18 protein-coding genes are annotated in these 19,789 nt (G+C 38.7%); 13 read left to right on the forward strand and 5 right to left on the reverse strand.

Translation table 11 applies throughout. From position 1 onward, the window contains the following. Nucleotides 1-19 precede the first annotated feature (19 nt). The 8 genes from dnaB (at nucleotide 20) to ACFSTH_RS17850 (ending at nucleotide 9,797) form a co-directional block, all read left to right on the forward strand. Nucleotides 20-1,390, forward strand: a complete 1,371-nt coding sequence (gene dnaB / locus ACFSTH_RS17815; protein WP_377774599.1) for a replicative DNA helicase — start codon at nucleotides 20-22, stop codon at nucleotides 1,388-1,390. A 184-nt stretch (nucleotides 1,391-1,574) separates the two neighbouring features. Beyond that, the gene (locus ACFSTH_RS17820; RefSeq protein WP_377774601.1) at nucleotides 1,575-2,219 is read left to right on the forward strand and encodes a hypothetical protein; all 645 of its coding nucleotides are present in this window, start codon (nucleotides 1,575-1,577) and stop codon (nucleotides 2,217-2,219) included. Nucleotides 2,220-2,446: 227 nt separating this feature from the next. Then, the gene (locus tag ACFSTH_RS17825; protein WP_377774603.1) at nucleotides 2,447-4,033 is read left to right on the forward strand and encodes a peptidoglycan DD-metalloendopeptidase family protein; all 1,587 of its coding nucleotides are present in this window, start codon (nucleotides 2,447-2,449) and stop codon (nucleotides 4,031-4,033) included. A gap of 192 nt (nucleotides 4,034-4,225) precedes the next feature. Beyond that, on the forward strand, nucleotides 4,226-4,957 hold the full coding sequence (yycF, locus tag ACFSTH_RS17830) for a response regulator YycF (protein WP_377774605.1): 732 nt from the start codon (nucleotides 4,226-4,228) through the stop codon (nucleotides 4,955-4,957). Between the two features lie 3 nt (nucleotides 4,958-4,960). Further along, nucleotides 4,961-6,808, forward strand: coding sequence for a cell wall metabolism sensor histidine kinase WalK (walK, locus tag ACFSTH_RS17835; RefSeq protein ID WP_377774788.1), 1,848 nt, complete (start codon nucleotides 4,961-4,963; stop codon nucleotides 6,806-6,808). Then, complete coding sequence (locus tag ACFSTH_RS17840) at nucleotides 6,805-8,148, forward strand: YycH family regulatory protein (protein ID WP_377774607.1); 1,344 nt, start codon at nucleotides 6,805-6,807, stop codon at nucleotides 8,146-8,148. The genes walK and ACFSTH_RS17840 overlap by 4 nt, the downstream gene beginning before the upstream one ends. A gap of 31 nt (nucleotides 8,149-8,179) precedes the next feature. After that, nucleotides 8,180-8,938 (forward strand): two-component system regulatory protein YycI, encoded by a 759-nt coding sequence (gene yycI / locus ACFSTH_RS17845; protein ID WP_377774609.1) that lies wholly within the window; start codon nucleotides 8,180-8,182, stop codon nucleotides 8,936-8,938. Nucleotides 8,939-8,990: 52 nt separating this feature from the next. Further along, entirely contained in the window at nucleotides 8,991-9,797 is an 807-nt protein-coding gene (locus ACFSTH_RS17850) for an MBL fold metallo-hydrolase (protein WP_377774611.1), read from the forward strand. 37 nt (nucleotides 9,798-9,834) lie between these two features. Here the strand turns inward: ACFSTH_RS17850 and ACFSTH_RS17855 are convergent, their stop codons facing one another. Further along, on the reverse strand, nucleotides 9,835-10,065 hold the full coding sequence (locus ACFSTH_RS17855; protein WP_377774613.1) for a hypothetical protein: 231 nt from the start codon (nucleotides 10,063-10,065) through the stop codon (nucleotides 9,835-9,837). 159 nt (nucleotides 10,066-10,224) lie between these two features. Here ACFSTH_RS17855 and ACFSTH_RS17860 point away from each other — a divergent pair, with 159 nt between their 5' ends. From ACFSTH_RS17860 to rlmH, 3 genes are read left to right on the forward strand one after another with little or no spacing between them, the layout of a single operon-like run. Then, nucleotides 10,225-11,478 (forward strand): S1C family serine protease, encoded by a 1,254-nt coding sequence (locus tag ACFSTH_RS17860; RefSeq protein WP_377774615.1) that lies wholly within the window; start codon nucleotides 10,225-10,227, stop codon nucleotides 11,476-11,478. A 48-nt stretch (nucleotides 11,479-11,526) separates the two neighbouring features. Further along, complete coding sequence (locus ACFSTH_RS17865) at nucleotides 11,527-11,694, forward strand: CxxH/CxxC protein (RefSeq protein WP_377774617.1); 168 nt, start codon at nucleotides 11,527-11,529, stop codon at nucleotides 11,692-11,694. A gap of 33 nt (nucleotides 11,695-11,727) precedes the next feature. Next, nucleotides 11,728-12,207, forward strand: a complete 480-nt coding sequence (gene rlmH / locus ACFSTH_RS17870; RefSeq protein WP_377774619.1) for a 23S rRNA (pseudouridine(1915)-N(3))-methyltransferase RlmH — start codon at nucleotides 11,728-11,730, stop codon at nucleotides 12,205-12,207. Nucleotides 12,208-12,389: 182 nt separating this feature from the next. Here rlmH and ACFSTH_RS17875 read toward each other — a convergent pair whose 3' ends face one another. The 3 genes from ACFSTH_RS17875 to ACFSTH_RS17885 form a co-directional block, all read right to left on the reverse strand. After that, nucleotides 12,390-13,046 carry a GntR family transcriptional regulator gene (locus ACFSTH_RS17875; RefSeq protein ID WP_377774621.1) on the reverse strand — a complete coding sequence of 219 codons (657 nt, stop codon included), beginning with the start codon at nucleotides 13,044-13,046 and terminating at the stop codon, nucleotides 12,390-12,392. A 165-nt stretch (nucleotides 13,047-13,211) separates the two neighbouring features. Further along, nucleotides 13,212-14,207: a 4-hydroxythreonine-4-phosphate dehydrogenase PdxA gene (gene pdxA / locus ACFSTH_RS17880; RefSeq protein WP_377774623.1), complete on the reverse strand. Its 996-nt coding sequence runs from the start codon at nucleotides 14,205-14,207 to the stop codon at nucleotides 13,212-13,214. Then, complete coding sequence (locus ACFSTH_RS17885; protein ID WP_377774625.1) at nucleotides 14,204-15,502, reverse strand: four-carbon acid sugar kinase family protein; 1,299 nt, start codon at nucleotides 15,500-15,502, stop codon at nucleotides 14,204-14,206. Before ACFSTH_RS17885 ends, pdxA begins: the two co-directional genes overlap by 4 nt. 173 nt (nucleotides 15,503-15,675) lie before the next feature. Between ACFSTH_RS17885 and ACFSTH_RS17890 the strand changes: the two genes are divergently transcribed. Further along, entirely contained in the window at nucleotides 15,676-16,365 is a 690-nt protein-coding gene (locus ACFSTH_RS17890; protein ID WP_377774627.1) for a GntR family transcriptional regulator, read from the forward strand. Between the two features lie 158 nt (nucleotides 16,366-16,523). Then, nucleotides 16,524-17,687 carry an iron-containing alcohol dehydrogenase gene (locus ACFSTH_RS17895; protein ID WP_377774789.1) on the forward strand — a complete coding sequence of 388 codons (1,164 nt, stop codon included), beginning with the start codon at nucleotides 16,524-16,526 and terminating at the stop codon, nucleotides 17,685-17,687. A 479-nt stretch (nucleotides 17,688-18,166) separates the two neighbouring features. Here the strand turns inward: ACFSTH_RS17895 and ACFSTH_RS17900 are convergent, their stop codons facing one another. Further along, nucleotides 18,167-19,720 carry a malate:quinone oxidoreductase gene (locus ACFSTH_RS17900; protein ID WP_377774629.1) on the reverse strand — a complete coding sequence of 518 codons (1,554 nt, stop codon included), beginning with the start codon at nucleotides 19,718-19,720 and terminating at the stop codon, nucleotides 18,167-18,169. Nucleotides 19,721-19,789: the final 69 nt, after the last annotated feature.

Raw genomic sequence — 19,789 nt, forward strand, 5'->3', positions numbered from 1 at the left:
AAAGAGTGTACAAGAGAGGATGGAAAAGCAATTGAATAATGAGCTAATGTTTGATCGCGTACCTCCTCAAAGCGTTGAAGCTGAACAGGCTGTAATCGGTGCGATATTACTTGTTCCAGAATCGCTAATTACAGCTATGGAACGGTTGCAGAGCGAAGACTTTTATCAAGCATCTCACAGAGTTATATTTGAAGCGATGATTGAGCTTGCGGAGAGTAATCAGCCCATAGATTTGGTAACGATCACTTCTTATTTGTTGGATAGACAATTACTTGAAGAGGTTGGTGGTGTTAGTTACTTATCTAAATTAGCTAATGCGGTACCTACTGCGGCAAACGTTGATTATTATGCGCAATTAGTGGAAGAAAAATCGATGTTACGTCGTTTGATTAACGCAGCTACTAATATCGTTACCGAAGGTTATGCTAGTGCAGATGACGTAGGTTTATTACTAAGTGATGCGGAGCGTCAAATATTAGAAATATCGAATAGACGATCAACTAGCGGATTTATTTCTATACGTGATGTGTTGATGGAAGTTTTTGAAAAAGTTGAATTGCTATATTCTAACCAAGGAAGAGCTTCGGGAATTCCTTCTGGTTTTGTTGATTTGGATCGGATGACGGCTGGTTTCCAGCCAAGTGACTTGATTATTGTTGCTGCACGTCCATCTGTAGGTAAAACAGCATTTGCACTTAATGTTGCACAAAATGTTGGGGTGCGGGCACGTGAAACGGTCGCTATCTTTAGTTTAGAGATGTCAGCAGCTCAGCTAGTCCAGCGGATCATTTGTGCAGAAGCGAATGTGGATGCTACAAGAATGCGAACCGGTATGCTGGAGGGTGATGACTGGGAGAAGCTGACGATGGCAATCGGGGCGTTATCCGAGGCAGAAATCTATATTGACGACACTCCTGGTATTACAGTAGCCGAAATTAGAGCAAAATGTCGACGCTTAAAAAAAGAACGTGGGCTAGGTATGGTACTTATTGACTACTTGCAGTTGATTCAAGGACGAGGCAAATCAGGGGAAAATAGACAACAAGAGGTTTCAGAAATATCGCGTACACTGAAAATGATTGCGAGAGAGCTAGAATTACCTGTTATCGCCTTGTCGCAGCTTAGCCGTGGAGTGGAGCAGCGCCAAGACAAACGTCCGATGATGTCTGACTTGCGTGAATCGGGATCGATCGAGCAGGATGCGGATATTGTTGCCTTTTTGTACCGTGATGATTACTATGATAAAGAATCTGAAAAGAAAAATATCATCGAAATTATTATTGCCAAACAACGTAATGGTCCAGTAGGTACGGTAGAATTGGCATTTTTGAAAAACTTTAATAAGTTTGTGAACTTAGATCGTGCACATCAAGACCCGCAAGTATCATAATAGTAATTATAAATAGTAAACTGACTACTAGTGAGAACTGGTCGTCAGTTTTTTTATTTAGAAATAACAATCCTTATTTGTTGTGTTGTATGCGTTGGAATTATCTTGACCATAATAGTTAGTAGTATGATAGGCAACGGGCGTTGATTTGCAGACGAATGCCTGGCTGGGTGGGAGTGAGATAATGATCAAACGAGCAATAACGGCAATAAAATTAGTTATAGTGGTAGTTTTAATTAGTGTGTTATCTGTAGGAACAACGGGATATATAGTGACGCAATATTTGGATGCGCTATTAGAGCAATTTAATATACCATTGGCGGTTAAACCAGCACCACTGTCCAACTTTTTCGGGAGTACTCGAAGAGATAACCGCTCAACAGAGGAAGAAACAGTAGATAGTTCCAAAACACTATCAGAAACGTCAGAAGAAGCGAATAAACCACCACACGCATTAGAGGTGTTTGGAGAAGTAGGTACGAGCGAGGAGCAGCTAGACACTGATATAGATGCAGATACAGGCAGCGACATGGACGCTTTGATCGGACAAGAACCGAGTAAGCCAGTAGATGAATCGGAACTTGCATTTTCTGTTGAAGATATCAATGGAGCAAAGGATGCGATTCAGGCCGAGGATAAAGAAGAGTTATTTCTTGTACTAGCCAGTAAAATACCACAAGAATCGTGGCAATCGATATCAGAAATGATGGAAAGTGGCATAACAGAGCAAGAACTGACGGAAATTCAACAGACGCTTGCTATCCATTTAAGCAAAGAAGAATACGAACAAATGATAAAGCTTTTACAAAAATACGACATTGAACAATAAATAGAAACAGATCAGTATAATGGCTATTTTTCTAAATAGTTAGCGTTAAAAATGTCACAGTACTGCAAATTCTAAAAAAATATTAATATTATGTTTGTTTAGTAAAGGTTGCCCAGTCAAATAGACGTATGTTACAGTATAAGACGAGTAATCCAACAGGAGAATTCGTCTTTTTCCCTGTTCAGATTGCATTAATCTACAAGCGGAAGTGCGAAAGGGAGACAATCATGACCGATTTTAAGGGCATGGGTCGTATGAAGAACATGTGGAATAAGCTGACGCATCGCTCTCAGCATACGGACTCGCAAGACTTAAATGGCAAGGCTGATCAACAAGAAGCAGTTGTACCGCTATGGCGTAAAAAAAGAACGCAATTAATAGTTGGCGCAGCTGTATTAACGTTAGTTGCCGGGCTCATTTTCTATCAACAATATACGAAATATATTAAAGCTAATACGTTTGAATTTTTTCATGTTTTTGTAGACGGTGAAGAAATTGGTACGGTGAATAGTCCGGATCAAGTAGTAGACTTAGTAGATAAGAAGAAAGAAGCGTTACAGACCAAAAATCCTGGTTTGCGTATGCAGTTGAACACTGGTTTAATTACGTATGAAAGTGATAGTGCGTTTAAACCAGCAGTAGATGCGGAACAGACAATAGCCAAACTATCGTCTAGTTTCACTGCTCATGCCCAAGGTGTAGAGGTAAAAGTGAATGATAAAGTTATCGGCGTTGTGAAGGATCAAGAAACCGCTGATAACATTTTGTCGCGTATTCAAGGGAAATATGCGCCTGAATTTGTAGCCGAAAGTAAAAATACTCGTAATGTTAGAGCTCTTTCCTATAATAAAAATGAGGCAAATAATGAAAGTGCAAATGCGGCTGAAATAAGTAAAAAGGCGGATTTGCAGCCAGGCAGAACGATTGATAAAGTTGAGTTTGTGGAAGATGTTGCACTTGCAGATACGAACACACAACCAGATGCCATTGAAGATGAAGAGAAAGTGTACAAACGATTAATTGAAGGTAGTGCTAAACCGATTAAGTATGTGGTTAAAGAAGGAGATTGCGTAGGCTGTATCGCTAATCAATTTGATATTTCACCACAAGTTATTTATGAGAATAATCCTTGGATTAAAGATGATATGATTCGCGTAGGCGATGAATTAGATTTAACAGCTATTCAACCAGAAGTAACAGTAAGAACATCAGAGAAATTGGTAGAGTTAGAATCAATTGCTGCACCTGTTGAAGTACAGAAAAATGATGAATTGCCTGTTGGACAACGTAAAGTTATTCAACATGGGGTGGAAGGAAAGCAACGATTAGTTTATCAAATCTTTAAAGAAAATGGTTACGTTACATCGGAAGAACTTGTTGAAAAAGAGATTATTCAAGAACCAGTTCCGGAAATAGTAGAAAAAGGAACGATGGTTGTTATTGGAGAGGGTAGCGGCAAGTTTGCTTATCCGCTATCTAGTTATAAAATTACCAGTAAGTTTGGACCACGTTGGGGCAGACAGCACAAAGGAATTGATTTTACAGGTAGCAAATCAATTCTATCTTCTGATGCGGGTGTTGTAGAGTTTGCAGGAAGAAAAGGATCGTTAGGTAATTTGGTCATTATCGATCATAAAAATGGCTATAAAACATATTATGGACATATGAGTTCATTCAAAGTAAGTAAAGGTGATAAAGTAAGTAAAGGCGAAGGGTTAGGAACGATGGGGAATACAGGTAACTCTACTGGTACACATCTTCATTTCGAAATCCATAAAGATGGAGTCGCCCAAAATCCGATGAAGTATTTGTAATTATAATTTTATAGTTTTTAGAGACAAACACTGTCTATTCATTGTATAAGCATTGCTCGTACATCGGATAGACAGTGTTTTAGATTTGACTACAAAAAAATCGGTTAACCAACGGTGGAATGGTTATGATTCGTGCGGATGGGTATGGTAGAATGGATATATAAATAAGCATTAGTGACAGGTGGTGTGTCAATGCACGGAAAAATATTGGTCGTTGATGATGAGCAGCCAATTGCGGACATATTGAAGTTTAATTTGGAAAAAGAGGGTCACCAAGTCATTTGTGCTTTTGATGGTGAAGAAGCGGTGCGCCTAGCCTTTGAGGAAAAGCCAGACTTAATGTTACTTGATTTGATGTTGCCACTTAAAGATGGTATGGATGTGTGCCGTGAAGTGCGGACGAAGTTACAAATGCCAATCATTATGTTAACTGCAAAAGATACGGAAATTGATAAAGTACTCGGATTAGAGCTTGGAGCAGATGATTATGTAACGAAGCCATTTAGTACACGGGAATTGTTAGCTAGAGTAAAAGCACATTTGCGCCGGCAACAAAAGTCACAAGAAAAAGCATCTCATGACGCAGGTGACGCTGAGGAACAACAAGGATTAAAGCTATTTAATTTGTTCATAGATACGGATATGTACGTTGTCTACAAAGATGGTGAGCCATTGGATTTAACACATCGTGAATTCGAACTTGTTTATTATATGGCACGGCATAGTGGGAAAGTAATGACGAGAGAGCATTTATTACAAGCGGTTTGGGGTTTTGAGTATTTTGGTGATGTGAGAACGGTCGATGTAACAATTAGACGGTTGCGTGAAAAAATTGAAGATGATCCAAGCAGACCAGAATATATTATGACTCGCCGGGGGCTTGGCTATATGATGCGCAACGCCAAAAGCGGGGGTTTTAATTAAGTGATGAAGTTATCTAGCTTTTTCCGTACGATTCAAGTTAAGCTAGTTATTATTTATTTGTTACTTATTTTGGTTGCGATGCAAGTGATCGGAGTTTATTTTATTAGTACGGTTAAACAATCATTGATTACTAACTTCACAAGCAATTTAAAAGAACAATCGGATATATTGGCTAAGTTTGCCGCACCCAGCCTCTCTCCGCATGTAGAGGCTGAAGCCGATTCTACAGATAGTACAACGGAAGACTTGAACTTGGTTGTAAGGAACTTGTTTAGTATAAGTGGGACGGAAGTACAAGTGCTTGATTTTAACGGTAGAATCATCGCTACGTCGTTGCAGGTGCATCAGTCTAATATTGGGAAGAAAAATCGTTCCCTAGCTGTTAGTAGGGCATTGCAAAATATATCCGATAATGAGCAAGAAATTATGGATGATGATCATATTCGCAAGAAAGTGATTGCTCAGCCTGTTGTTTATAATGACAAAGTGGTGGGAGCCGTCTATGTTGTTGCTTCTATGACAGAATTATATGAAACAGTAAGTCGCGTAAATCAAATATTTATTTCCGGTATTTTCATTGCGTTAACGATGACAGGCTTACTTGGTGTCGTACTTGCTCATACGATTACAAGTCCGATTAAAGGGCTCACGAAGCAGGCGGAAGCAGTTGCAGAAGGGAACTTTGATTTGCAAGCTCCAGTGCTTGGAGACGACGAAATTGGCAGGTTGAGTATGGCCTTTAATGATATGACTGTTCGTTTGAAGGAAGCATTGTCTATTAATGAAGAAGAAAAAGAAAAGCTGGTTTCTATTCTGTCTAATATGAGTGATGGTGTGCTTGCAGCTGATGAACAAGGAGAAATTATCGTTTGGAATCAGCGAGCGCTAGAATTACTGCAAATAAAGAAGTGTGAAGGTATGCAGTTGTCTGAGCTACTATCCATTACACCTCATAAGTTGAATGAACTTATGCAGGCAAGAGGGCAAACCTATATAGTAACAGGTGACGACGAAGCGGATGGTGACGATGTAAAAGAACCAGGTATGCTACGTTTGACGTTTAATCCTATTCATCGTCGAGAAACAGGAATAGTTGGTATGATTGCAGTTATTCAAGATGTTACCGAGCAAGAAAAGCTGGAACAGTCAAGGAAGCAGTTTGTTGCTAACGTGTCACATGAACTTCGCACGCCGTTAACAACGATTAAAAGTTATGCTGAAGCATTGCAGGATGGAGCACTAGAAGAAGAACAATTAGCGGAGCGATTTGTCGGTGTCATTAGCAATGAAACGGAAAGAATGATTCGCTTAGTAACGGATTTACTTCATCTTTCGCGTTTAGACTCCAATACAAGCTCTTTGCGTAAACAACGTATCAATCTTCACGATATGCTCGATGAAGTAGCAGATCGTTTTTCCTTTCAGCTACACCAAAAATCGATTCAAACCTACGTATCTGTAGAACGAGGGTTAAAAACGGCTTGGTTGGATCGTGATCAGATTGATCAGGTGCTAGATAATTTAATGTCCAATGCGATCAAGTATACGCTTGATGGAGGAGCCATTTATTTGTCAGCAAAACGTTCCGCTCTAATATCAGATCTGCAAATTAGTGTGCAAGATACAGGCATTGGTATTCCACGTAAAGATTTGAGCAAAATTTTCGAACGTTTTTATCGCGTGGACAAAGCAAGATCACGGAATATGGGTGGTACGGGGCTAGGATTGTCCATTGCCCGGGAAATTGTAAAGGCTCATGGTGGTTCGATTTCGTTAGATTCAGTGTTAAATGAAGGAACTACCGTCACGATGAATCTCCCATTGTTGCAAGAAGGAGGAGATCGGGCATGATCGAAAAACTGAAAACAGGTGCGTTAATATTTTTGGTTGCACTTAGTTTGTTACAAAGTTATTTTCTCGTATATCGCATGCCAGGTATTGGTACGACGGTACGAAGTGATTTGGACTATGTTAATGCAGAGCTTATTGGAGAGCCGGCTAGTATAGAAAATATGATCTTCCCTGAAAATATTATTATTCATTTGGGTAATAACAAACATACAGTTTTGGACCCTAGTACACAGTTTTACGAGATGATATTGAAACAACGAATTATGGGACGTGAATTTAAAGGATTTCAACGTACTCCGGTGTCAACTGTTGATTGGAATGAAGTACGCAAAAATGATATCGGTTTGGAATTACGGTTTGCGAATGGAATTGCGGTGGAACTGCTACAAAAGATACTGAAGCTTGAAGGCGATTTGTTATTTTTGAATGAAAAAATTGATCGGATTTGGATATACAAAGTAGCAGATACAGAAGAAGTACGTACATTTTTCTTTAGTAGTGATGGTAAGACGATGTACGAATCTGTTCGTGCGGATTTAACTGTTCGTGATGTGCAAGACTATGTTGGTTTTGGGCAGTATTTGCCGCATTACGAAATGATAGCTGGGGAGTTATATATTCCTATCGATCCTATTCAAGCAAATGAATTGACGTTTGGATATGAATTGTATTCTCCAGAGCAGATGCAACGTAGTTTGTTCTTTGATCCAAGTACTATTTTGGCTGTAGAAGATCGAAGTGGCTCTCTATTGTTTACGGATGGTAAACGAGGATTACAAATTGAACAAAACGGTATGTGGATTAACTTTACCAATTCTGCAGCTACTCCTAGTACGCAAAATAGTGCAAATGAAAATGTGTATGCTTCTGTTGAGTTTGTGAATCAGTATGGTGGCTGGGATGGCACTTATCAATTGTTACATGCCAGTACAGAGGCTGAAGCTAAGTATGTACGTTTTCGCAAATATATTGAGCAATATCCTGTGGTCGACTTATCTCCTTTTCGTTATGGACATATGCGTTTATTGTTACAGCAAGGTGTTGTGACAGAATATGTACGGTCGTTAATTACTCTTGACGCTAATGCGGAACAAAGGGTTGCCAAATGGTTACCAGCCGGAGAAACGTTAAAAAAATATTTGAAAAATTACGCTCGACGTTCAGAGGTTATTGCTCTTTATCCAGCGTTAAAAGCAGTTCCTATTGAAAACAATCGACTACAATTTAATCCGGTATGGGCTGTTAAATTAAAAGATGGATCGGAAGATGTTTTTGCGGAAGCTTATCCTGAAGGATATGTTCCACAAAAGCAAACGGCTGAATCAGAGACAACGGATTAACAAACAGTAAGAGTGATAAGGGGGTGGGAGCGTGGATTGGGGTCGAGCGAAAAGTGTGTTAATATTTGCGTTTTTATTGTTAAATGTATTGCTAGGCTATAATATTTGGACGGATGTGCGAGAGGGACTGTATGAAAGTGTAGATTCGGCAGAATTGCCACCTGACAAATTACAGTTGATGCAGCAAAAGCGAATTTCACTAGCTGCCAATTTACCAATTCACACTCCTGAACTAGCAGATTTGACTTATATATTGCGTGGTCATCATGACGGGGGCATAAAAAAAGTAAAGCTAGCTCATCCGGTTAATAGTGCGCTTGTCTTTTCAAAAACGGAGTTAGTGAAAGAACTCAGTGATCAAATTGACGATTTAAATAAGTACGTATACGATTTGCCGAGTAGTCGCGATGGGGTGTTCGTCTTATATCGGACAGTAGATGGTTACCCGATGTTTAACGTGAAGTTAGAACTATTTAATAGTAATTTGAAAATTACAGGATTTCAACAAGAAAGAATGGAATTGGTTAGTACTGGTGAAGCGAAACAAGTGATACCAGCATCCAAAATTATTGCAAGTCTTATCGAAACGTACTTGGAAGATGGAACGACGATATCAGATATTCAACTCGGTTATCATGGTCAAGTATTTGATTCAGATAAGCAAGTGTCAGCACCAACATGGCGAGTAATGTTAGAAGATGGGAAAGTATTTTATGTAAATGCTATAAGTGGTGAGGTTACAACCGATGCTGTTGAACAGTCTGTCGGTTTCGATGAAGTAAAGCAATGATAGAATGATGATAAGCAGCAATTAGGCGGGGAAAGGGTAGGAAACAAAAATTATGGGATTGCGATTTACAGTACTCGGCAGCGGGTCTACGGGGAATGCCACAGTTGTGCAAGGTGCAAGTCATACGATTTTAATCGACGCGGGGTTAAGTGCCAAAAGATTAGATAGCTTATTACAGGAACAAGGGATAGCTGGGCATCAGATTGATGCATTATTAGTAACACACGAACATTCGGATCATATCAAAGGATTGGGGGCATTTGCTAGAAAGCATGAGTTACCAATTTTCGCTAATGATGCTACTTGGGGTGCAATGGAAAAACATCTAGGAAAAATTACTCCACAGCAGCGTAATATTATGGAAACGGGAGAGCAGATTACGTTTGGAAATATGCAGGTGAACTCTTACCCAATTTCACATGATGCTGTGGAGCCCGTTGGTTATTGTTTTGTAGAAGAAGGGGTTAAATTAAGTTTAGCCACAGATCTTGGTTATATAAGTGAACGAGTGAGAAAACAAATATATGATTCTGATGTGCTAGTGCTAGAGTCTAACCACGATACAGAAATGTTGCGAGTGGGAAGATACCCTTGGAGTATTAAACAACGGATACTAAGTGATGTAGGCCATTTATCTAACGTAGCAGCGGGGGAAGCACTGCCCCAATTAATGACGGATCGAACAAAACGAGTATACTTAGCTCATTTGAGCTTGGATCATAACCAGATGGATCTGGCTATGTTGACGGTCAATAATATATTAGAGAATCATGGCATGTTTTATAAACAGGAAGAATTTCCACTGCGAGCTACTTATCATGATCGCCCAACAGCATGGGATGTTGTTAGTCAAAAATAAATGGTCGTTTTTCGGGCAATGTTCGTGTACAATCATGCTAGTATTGCAGTTTACCATCATCAATTATCGTAAATAAATTGTCCAATTGCTGATCTACATGAATGATTCTTTCATTAAGTTCAGAGTTTAATATAATTCCTTTTTCATGAAGTAATTCAATCATAGTACTTAGCGTTAATAGTAACTGATAGTTTTCATTTTTTAAATCTGCCAGTTGTGCAACTAGTTCTACGTACTGCCAAGCGGTTGGTGCAGAAGGTATTTGCATAAGTTTGAGCTCCTTATCGATATAGTAAATTAAAATAAATAAGTTGGAGAAAGAAAGTCTAGTCATAGTGTAGTCATATCCATAGTATAATATTCCCCATGGGAATGATTATATGAGCGTTAGATCACATTTATGCGGACCTGGGAGAGAGGCGATTGGATGAGCTTTTTCGATGATGATTTCTATTCGACCAAAGTTTCCAAAAAAAATGCTACGGAGAGAACGACTAAAAAGCGTATAAGATGGATACGCTCAAGTCATTATTCGACTAATCGAAAGACATTACGTTTAGTTATATTAACTTCTTTATCTAGCGCAATAATAGTAACTGCTATATTTTTAACTATAGGAGCTAATATATGGAGCAACCAAAGTCAACCGGTTACGACTTCAACAGATGTTTCAGGTGCTGCTATAGCGGCGACCAGTAAGGTCCGTCCAGCAGTTGTCAGTATTATTAATGAGCAAATGTTTAGTGCTGGTGTTGATCCCCAAAAAATTGATCCAGAACTAGAAAGTGGTGTACTGCGTGAAGCGGGAGTAGGTTCAGGAGTCATTATTGAGAAACAAGCCGACAAAGCATATATTGTAACCAATCATCACGTAACAGCGGATGCTGATAATGTGAAGGTTGTATTAACGACTGGTGAAGTAAAACAAGCTCGGATGGTTGGAACAGATATTATTACGGATTTAGCGGTTTTAGAAATAGATGGAAGCAACATTGAGTTTGTCGCTGAGCTAGGAGATTCCTCCGCTGTGCAAGCTGCACAATTTGTTATGGCGATGGGTAACCCACTCGGTATGGGAGAAGCAATTACGTTTGGTGTAGTTAGCGTTACCCGTGAAATAATACCAGTATCGTTAAGTCAAAATGATATGTATGATTGGGAACAAGAAGTGATTAGAGTAGATGCTGCGATTAACGAAGGCAATAGCGGTGGTCCGCTTATAGATTTTTCAGGAAAAGTTATTGGAATTAATACGATGAAAATTGCTGATTTTGGAGTAGAAAGTATCGGTTATGCTATTCCAATTAATAATGCTAAACCGATAATAGCGAGTATTATTAAACAAGGCTATGTGTCTCGACCGTACTTAGGAGTAAGCACTATCGATCTGGAACATTATTGGAGAGATGAGTTTAAGCTGCAGGATCAACAAGTGCCGGAAGAAATATTACATGGTGTGATTGTGTTAGAAGCGGTAGGACCTGCTATGAAAGCTGGTTTGAAAAATGATGATATAATTGTGAAGCTAGATCAACTTGCGATTAAAAGCACACGTGAATTGCGCAAATATTTGTATAATAAGAAGAAAATCGGTGAGATGGTTGACGTTAGTTTTTATCGGGCGGGGAAGTTAAAAACGATGTCTATTCAATTAGAAGATAAAACAGCAGATGATCAATAATGGTTGACTTCTTCAAAAATTATAAAATGAAGGAAAGCGAGTGTACGTATGTATTGTGTTTGTAAACCTTGTATAGAATTTGCTTTGGAACGATTTGTCGATGAATATGAAGATGCACCGGATGTAGTTGATTTGAAAGAAACAAGTTTTTCGGATTGGGACCCACCTCTGCAATGTCACTTTTGTGAGCAGTTAGCACAATATTTGGTTGTGTAATAAGAAACAATATGGAAGCGAGAGTTATAATCTATGCATATTCAAATGATAGCGGTAGGAAAAATTAAAGAAAAATTTTTGGCGCTTGGTATTGCAGAATATACGAAGCGCCTTGCTCCGTATATTAAATTTGCCATTACCGAAGTTGCCGATGAGAAAGCACCAGATTCTTTGAGTGAGAAAGAAGAAATACAAGTAAGGGAGAAAGAAGGAGAACGAATACTTGCACAATTGAAACCAGATGCTTATGTTATTGCGTTAACGTTGGATGGAGAATTGTGGTCGAGTGAACAACTGGCAGATCAGCTAGCAGACCTTGCTACTTATGGTCGAAGTCATATTGTATTTGTCATTGGTGGAAGTACAGGGTTATCTCCTTCTGTATTGGCGCGTGTCCAGCAAAAACTTAGTTTTGGTCGGATGACCTTGCCACATCAACTGATGCGGCTTGTACTAGCTGAACAAGTGTATCGGGCTGTTACGATTAATCAAGGAATGAAGTATCATAAATAAGTTGTAACGATCTTGTGAAGATGATTAATTAATTACTATCCAAAGAAGCTAGTTATGTTATTAGTGCTGTATTAAGTTTACGTTAAAAATAGTATTTTATAATTTGTATTACGAATTGAATACGATAAAAAGAAGAACAGTTATCCCACAAAGGGGTTACTGTTCTTCTTGTTCGCAGCTGTTTATTTTACTTGCTCTATTTTCTGCCAGACTTCTTTAATATGACTAATAAAGAGTTCTACTACCGCATCTTCTTGACTAGGTTCATAATGGCGTAAACTGTTAATTAAAGCTTGATGGGTACGGACAACGGACTCTAAGTCAGGAAAAAAACGTTTGTTGGTTGTGACGACGAATCTGGTCATAATAAACTTTATATTTTCCCAAACTTTTAGTAACTGGCCGTTATTACACTGTTCAAAGAAAAATTGATGAAACTGCATATCGAGATCGATAAGTTCGAGCATATCGTTATTTGTAGCGGCAGCCTGCATATCCGTATAAATGCGTTCTAGCTGCTCTAGATTACTTTTTGGTTTATGCTTCAAATAATATCGAAGAGCGTATTCCTCTAATATTTCCCGTAACTGATAACTATCTTTTACTTCTTGTAAGTTGATTTTGGAGACGACAGACCCTTTATTTTTAACACTAACCGTTAAGCCTTCTTGTTTTAGCCGTTCTAGCGCTTCACGGACTGGTGATTGACTGACTTCAAATTCTTTGGCAATATCCAAAACGAGCAATCGCTCTCCAGGAGAATAATCACCGTTCAAAATGCGTTCACGAATGACTTGGTATATACTTTCACTTCGTAATAGTTTATTATCATTTGCCATTTGCTTTTACAGCTCCAGTGTACATTATTATCATGCTAGCTACCTATTCTATTATAAAGTATATTATGTTTGGCTGCTATCATCTTTACAGTTATGTACACTGATATATGTTAGTAAACTTACGTAGTGAAGTTTAATAACTATTATAAGTTCCACAGAGGTATGTTATTTTGGCGCGAGTTCAATTGCAGCTTGTATAGCTGCTAACATACTTTTTTCATCAGCTATATTTTTACCTGCTATATCGAAGGCCGTTCCATGGTCTACAGAAGTACGAATAATGCCACCTTTTAATCCAACAGTTATATTGACGCCATCTTCAATGCCCATCACTTTGATTGGCACATGCCCTTGATCGTGGTAACAAGCAACAACGATGTCAAAATCGCCTCTTCCTGCTCGGAAGAATAAAGTATCCGCCGGCCAAGGTCCTGATACTTCGATACCTTCTAATTGCGCTTGTTTGATACCAGGAAGCAACTTCTCTTCTTCTTCCCCATAGCCGAACAACCCATTTTCACCAGCATGAGGATTGATACCACAAACCGCGATTTTAGGATGAGTAAAGCCTGCGTTAACGAGTGTGTCATGAGCGAGACGGATAACTTTATAGGTTCTTTCTGGATTAATACTAGCTATAGCATCTATTAAACCTAAGTGAGTCGTCAAATGAATAACTCGTAAGCTGGGCGTTGTTAACATCATAGAGAAATCTTCTGTGTGAGTTAGATGAGCTAATATTTCTGTATGTCCAGGAAACAAATGCCCGCCAAGATGAAGCGCTTCTTTATTAAGTGGAGCTGTACAAATAGCATCGACCCATTTCTTTTGAGCAAATGAAACAGCAGTCGCTAAGTAATGATAGGCTGCATTTCCAGCTTGTCCCGATACTTGTCCAAAAGGTATGTCTGCGGGTAGCAGGTTTAAATCTATAACGTCGATAGTGCCATGCTTAAAGGTAGCCTGTGTAACGTCTGTAATGGGATGTACATCTACATCTACATTTACAATTGGCAATATTCGCTTTAATATGTTGGCATCACCGAACACGAGAGGACGGCATTTTTCAAAAACATCTTTGTAATACAATGCTTTTACTATAATTTCGGGACCTATTCCTGCGGCGTCTCCCATCGTAATGGCGATAATTGGTTTTTTCAATATCGTTCACCTCTCAACGTTTTAATGGCTTGTACTAATATTTGATTTGATCCGAAACCACCAGATTTTGTAATGACGTATTCCTGACTACTACTATTTATAAATCGACCGATAGGCACGCCACTTTCTAGCTCATCGATCAGCTCAAATCCATCAATTTGCGCATACTTGCACAGTTGTTTTGCTGTGTCACCACCGCTAAGTATAAAGCTTCCAAATAGTTTCGTTTGTAATAGTTTTGCACCGACGTTCCCGAGAGCTTCTACTATTTTATTACTCGTTTCTGTAAAGGATAAATTACTTTGCTCTCCAACTTGGCGAGCAAGGGTGACATCCGCTGGTGTACCAGTAGAATAGATAACGATATCATGTCCTTTTAGCGCTTGCTCGTAGACCTGATCATAAACGTTTGCTATTTCTTGTTGCGCAGTGTGCTGATCAGCAACAACTTTGTAAGAGGTCAAAGGAATGGTGATAATATTCGGTTGTTTTATTAATTGCTCCAATTGATCTCTCGTTTGTTGATGAATACTCCCAATGATAGTAAGGCTAGGACGGGATTGATGCTGTATATTTGGGACGATAGATTTCGCTGGAATATTATAAAAATCAGGTAAATGATTAGCTATTCCGGCAGATCCAGCCCAAACAAAGCGATAGGGTAGTTTTTTGCAAATCGTTAATATCGATTGCAAGTGACTATCATTGGTTGCGTCAATGATAATGTAAGGAGTATTTTGTTTATTATATTGATTTAAAATTGTAGCTATATGTTGTGAGCCAAGATGGAGGTCATCTAGCGTAATTGTCCCTATACTTTTACTGGTCTGTTGTTGCAGCAGACTGGGCAAGTGGGAGCAAGTAACAGGTGTTTTAGGATCTTGTGCTGCGGCAGATTCCGCCAGTGGAATATTAGCAACATAATGAACGGATTGCTTCACAATACGCTCGTTTTGTGGATAGGATGGTGCAATCATCATAAAGTCGGGCTGTAAAACATCGTATAGCGCATCAAGCTCAGCACCAATATTTCCACGCATCGTAGAATCGATTTTTTTGAAAATGGTAGTAAATTGGGCGGATAGTAGTTGTTGCGTCATTTGTCGCACTCTTTGGTATGCAGCAGCAGAGGCGATACTCCGACTATCCGTATCGACGACAATGGCTGCGTAGTGATGAATAGGAGTAGATGTAAGATCAAATAGTACCGCTGTTTGTAAACCGTGACGAGCAAGTTGAACGCCACTATCGTTAGCCCCTGTTAAATCATCTGCTATAATAGCTAGATTACTCATGTGAAGCTCCTTTCTAAATGTCATAAAACGCTTACAACGAATACATTGACAAATGCTTGCAAAGTATGATTTGATAAATAGAAGAAAAAGAACATAAAATGTTGAAATTTTCAAGTTTTGTGTATATTATAACATCATTAAATGTTGTATACAACATATCTGAAAGGTGATACATGGTGGAATTACCCAAAATTGATACATCAAATTTGTGGGATAAGACTTATGCGTTGTTGAAAGAAAGTATTATTCGTCGTGAATTTGCTCCAAATCAGAAGCTATCTATACCAGACTTGTCAATTCAACTTGGTGTCAGTCGAACACCAGTAAGAGATGCGTTGAATCGATTAGAGATGGAAGGATTAGTAAAAACTATTTCCAAAGTAGGCACTTTTGTTGTAGCTATTGACCGAGAAGATGTGTTAAATATTATGGATACTCGGTTGATGCTAGAATTGTGGGTTGCAGATCAACTTGTTGATCTACCAAGCAATGAATTAGCCGCGGGAATAAGCAGAATGGAGACTATATTAGATTTTGCCGAACAAGATATTGCTGCTAATAAGGACGATGAATATTTGAAAGCAGATTACAACCTACAGTTTCACATTGCATTTATGCAGCTAGGCGGAAATAAAAATAATATAGATATATATTTGCGCACGATGAATTATCGCTATATTACGTTAAAATCTTCGATTGTTTCACGCGAGATGGTACAAGTAGCTCAAAATCAACATCGCCACATTATTCAAGTTATTAAACAAAAGGACACAAATGCAGTCAAAAAAGCACTTCGTGAACATTTGGAAGATTCCAAGCGTAGATTGTTAGAAGTCATTAACGAACATAAAGGAATTATTTAGTTTGGCTATAGTAGATATACTACAGCTATGTACGTAACCGCATTATTAGTGAAAACTAATAGGCGGTTTAAAACTATCACTTTGTTATATACAACATTTAACGTTATGTCATAATACTTTATTATCTGCTCTATACGTAGAGAACTTTGGAGGTTGTAATAATGAATAATTTTCAGTTTCAAACTGCCGGTCAAATTGTAGCTGAACTGCATAGTGTGCATAAACTTGCAGATTATATGGAAAAGTTTGCTCGTGTACGACGTGTCCTTATACTATCTCAACCAGCTATGCAAAGAGCAGGATATTTAGATAATATAACTACTAGTTTACAAGCGAAAGATATTAGCTGTGACGTAATTACTTCCATTGCTCCTGAGCCGACGGATGCGCAGTTAACTGCTGTATTTGAAGATATTCGAAAAGAGAAATATGACGTTATCATTGCAATAGGTGGTGGAAGTGTGCTGGATGCTGCCAAAATTATTGCGGTGATGTTTACTAATGAATTGTCGATTAGACAGATGTTAGGGACGAATTTAGTTACGAAACCAGGCTTGCCGCTCATACTCATTCCAACTACTTCTGGAACAGGCTCAGAAGTTACTCCTAACGCTATTGTGACATTACCAGATGAACAGTTGAAGGTAGCTGTAGTTAGTCCATATCTATATCCCGATCTCGTTATATTAGATGCGCAATTAACGGTAGGTTTACCAGCTGCAATAACAGCAGCAACGGGTATGGATGCTTTTACGCATGCGTTGGAATCGTTTATATCGAATAAAGCTAACGTGATGAGCAATACGTATGCAAAGGAATCGATGCGCTTGATTAGCAATAGTATTGCCGAAGTATACCATAACGGTAGTAATATTAAAGCTCGTGAGCAGATGCTTATTGGTTCTATGTATGGCGGAATGGCATTATCATGCTCTGGAACAGCAGCTGTTCACGCTCTTGCTTATCCATTAGGAGGAATGTTTCATATTACGCATGGGGTTGCAAACGCGATGTTGTTGCCGCATGTAACGGAATTTAATAGAGATGCTATCGAACCGCAGCTGATGGAAGTGGCAAAAATAATAGGTTTATCGTCAAATGTAGCTAATACTAATCAAGCGGCAACCGCTGTAATTGATCAAATAGTGCAGTGGACAAAAGAGCTACATGTTCCACAAAACTTAGCAGATTATGGTGTGCAGCAGCAACATATTGACCAACTAGCTAGTGCAGCGGCAAAAGTAACTCGATTGCTGAATAATAATCCTAAAGAAGTAACGCTAGAAGATATGAAGCATATTTATCGTAAAATATTGAAATAGCGGATTACTTTGATGAAAACAACCGTATTTGGATAGTGGATAAGTACGATGAATTGCAATAAATATGATTTGAAAAAAAAGAGCCATAGCCAAAATCCCCGTTTAGAATGGCGTTATCGAGACAACATTCACTGGCGGGATTTTGGTATGACTCCATATCAATTTATTTGACCGCTACCCGTGTCTTTTTATACGTTTTATCGTATAAAGCTTATGTACAAACGGCTGCATACGACTTTTTATACGATATTTCGTACAAATCCTTCGCTCCAAGCGTCTGCCTAAGCTCGTTTATACGAATTTTAGTACAAAGCGTACTCTTCAACCATCTACCCAAGCTCATTTATACGATATTTCGTATAATACTTTCTCCTGTTGCGTCATGTCATCTAAACAATCACTTGTATGATGGTTCCAGATCAACATATATCGCATGAACACCACCGTTCGTATAGTTGCAGCAACTATGTGCCGCAAAATTATAGACGGCTATTTTGATTTTTTTTGGTAGCATTCAATTGCAATGTTTCAGCAGCTGATTGATGAATCATTTGAATTAATTGCGGATTATGCTGTAAAGATTGTTTGTAAGACGGAATCATTTGTTTAATTTTTGGTTCCCACTCTTTTATATGTCCAGGGAAGCATTTTTCAATGACTTCCAACATAACTGATACCGCTGTTGAAGCTCCTGGTGATGCGCCTAGTAGAGCAGCGATAGAGCCGTCTGCGGCGTGAATGACTTCCGTACCGAATTGCAAGACACCTTTACCACCGGTAGGTGTGTCTTTAATGATCTGTACCCGTTGACCTGCGACTACGAGATCCCAATCTTCACTTTTGGCGTTCGGAACAAATTGTCTTAATTCTTCCATTCGCTTTTCTTTGGATTGTAATACTTGTTGGATCAAATATTTAGTTAATCCCAGATTTTTGACTCCTGCTGCAAGCATTGTTGTTAAGTTATCTGTTTTCACAGAAGTAATTAAGTCCATCAAAGAGCCGTTTTTAAGAAATTTAGGCGTAAATCCTGCGAATGGACCGAATAATAATGCTTTTTTGTTATCGATAAAGCGCGTATCCAAATGCGGAACGGACATCGGTGGTGCACCTAAAGCAGCTTTTCCATATACTTTGGCATGATGTTGATCTGCAATTTCTTGCTTATTACACACCATAAATACACCGCTAACTGGAAAGCCGCCAATCCCTCTACCTTCTGGTATACGGGACTTCTGTAGTAAATGAATACTACCGCCACCGCCACCAACAAACACGAAGTTTGCTTCATGTTGTTCCACAGAGCCAGTCGTTAAGTTACGTATTTTCAATTTCCAATTGCCATTGGCATCTCTTTTTAAATCGTCTACGTTATGTTTGTAGTGTATATTAACGCCATCATCTTGTAGTTGTTTGAATAACATTCTTGTTAAAGCACCAAAATTGACATCTGTTCCGGAATCGATGCGTGTAGCAGCAATCGGCTCTTTAGAGACACGACCATTCATGATGACAGGAATCCATTCGGCAAGTTTAGTCGGATCGTCAGAGAACTCCATACCGTTAAATAAAGGGTTAGCTGACATAGCTGCAAATCGTTTTCGTAAAAAAGCGACATTCTTTTCGCCATGAACTATACTCATATGAGGAATAGGCATAATGAAATCTTGCGGTTTCTTAATAAGACCGCTGTTTACTAAATAAGACCAAAATTGAGTAGAAACTTGAAATTCTTCATTGACTTCAATTGCTTTACTAATATCGATAGAGCCATCAGCTTTTTCTACCGTATAGTTAAGTTCACATAGGGAAGCATGCCCTGTACCAGCGTTGTTCCACTCATTAGAGCTTTCTTCACCTGCAGTTGCTAGTCGTTCAAATACTGTAATGTTCCACTCGGGAACTAATTGTTTTAGAAGTGCTCCTAAAGTTGCACTCATAATGCCGGCGCCAATTAAAATAACGTTTGTTTTGGAGTTTTTGCTGCTCATTTTTACCGTCCTTATTACACTAATATTTGCATATTGTATCATGCACAGTTGTAATTTTTTAAAGATATACTCTATTATATGCTAGTTGAATGCGTTTTAAAAGACTTAATG

It is taken from the genome of Paenibacillus yanchengensis, assembly GCF_042684845.1.
Lineage (GTDB): Bacteria > Bacillota > Bacilli > Paenibacillales > Paenibacillaceae > Pristimantibacillus > Pristimantibacillus yanchengensis.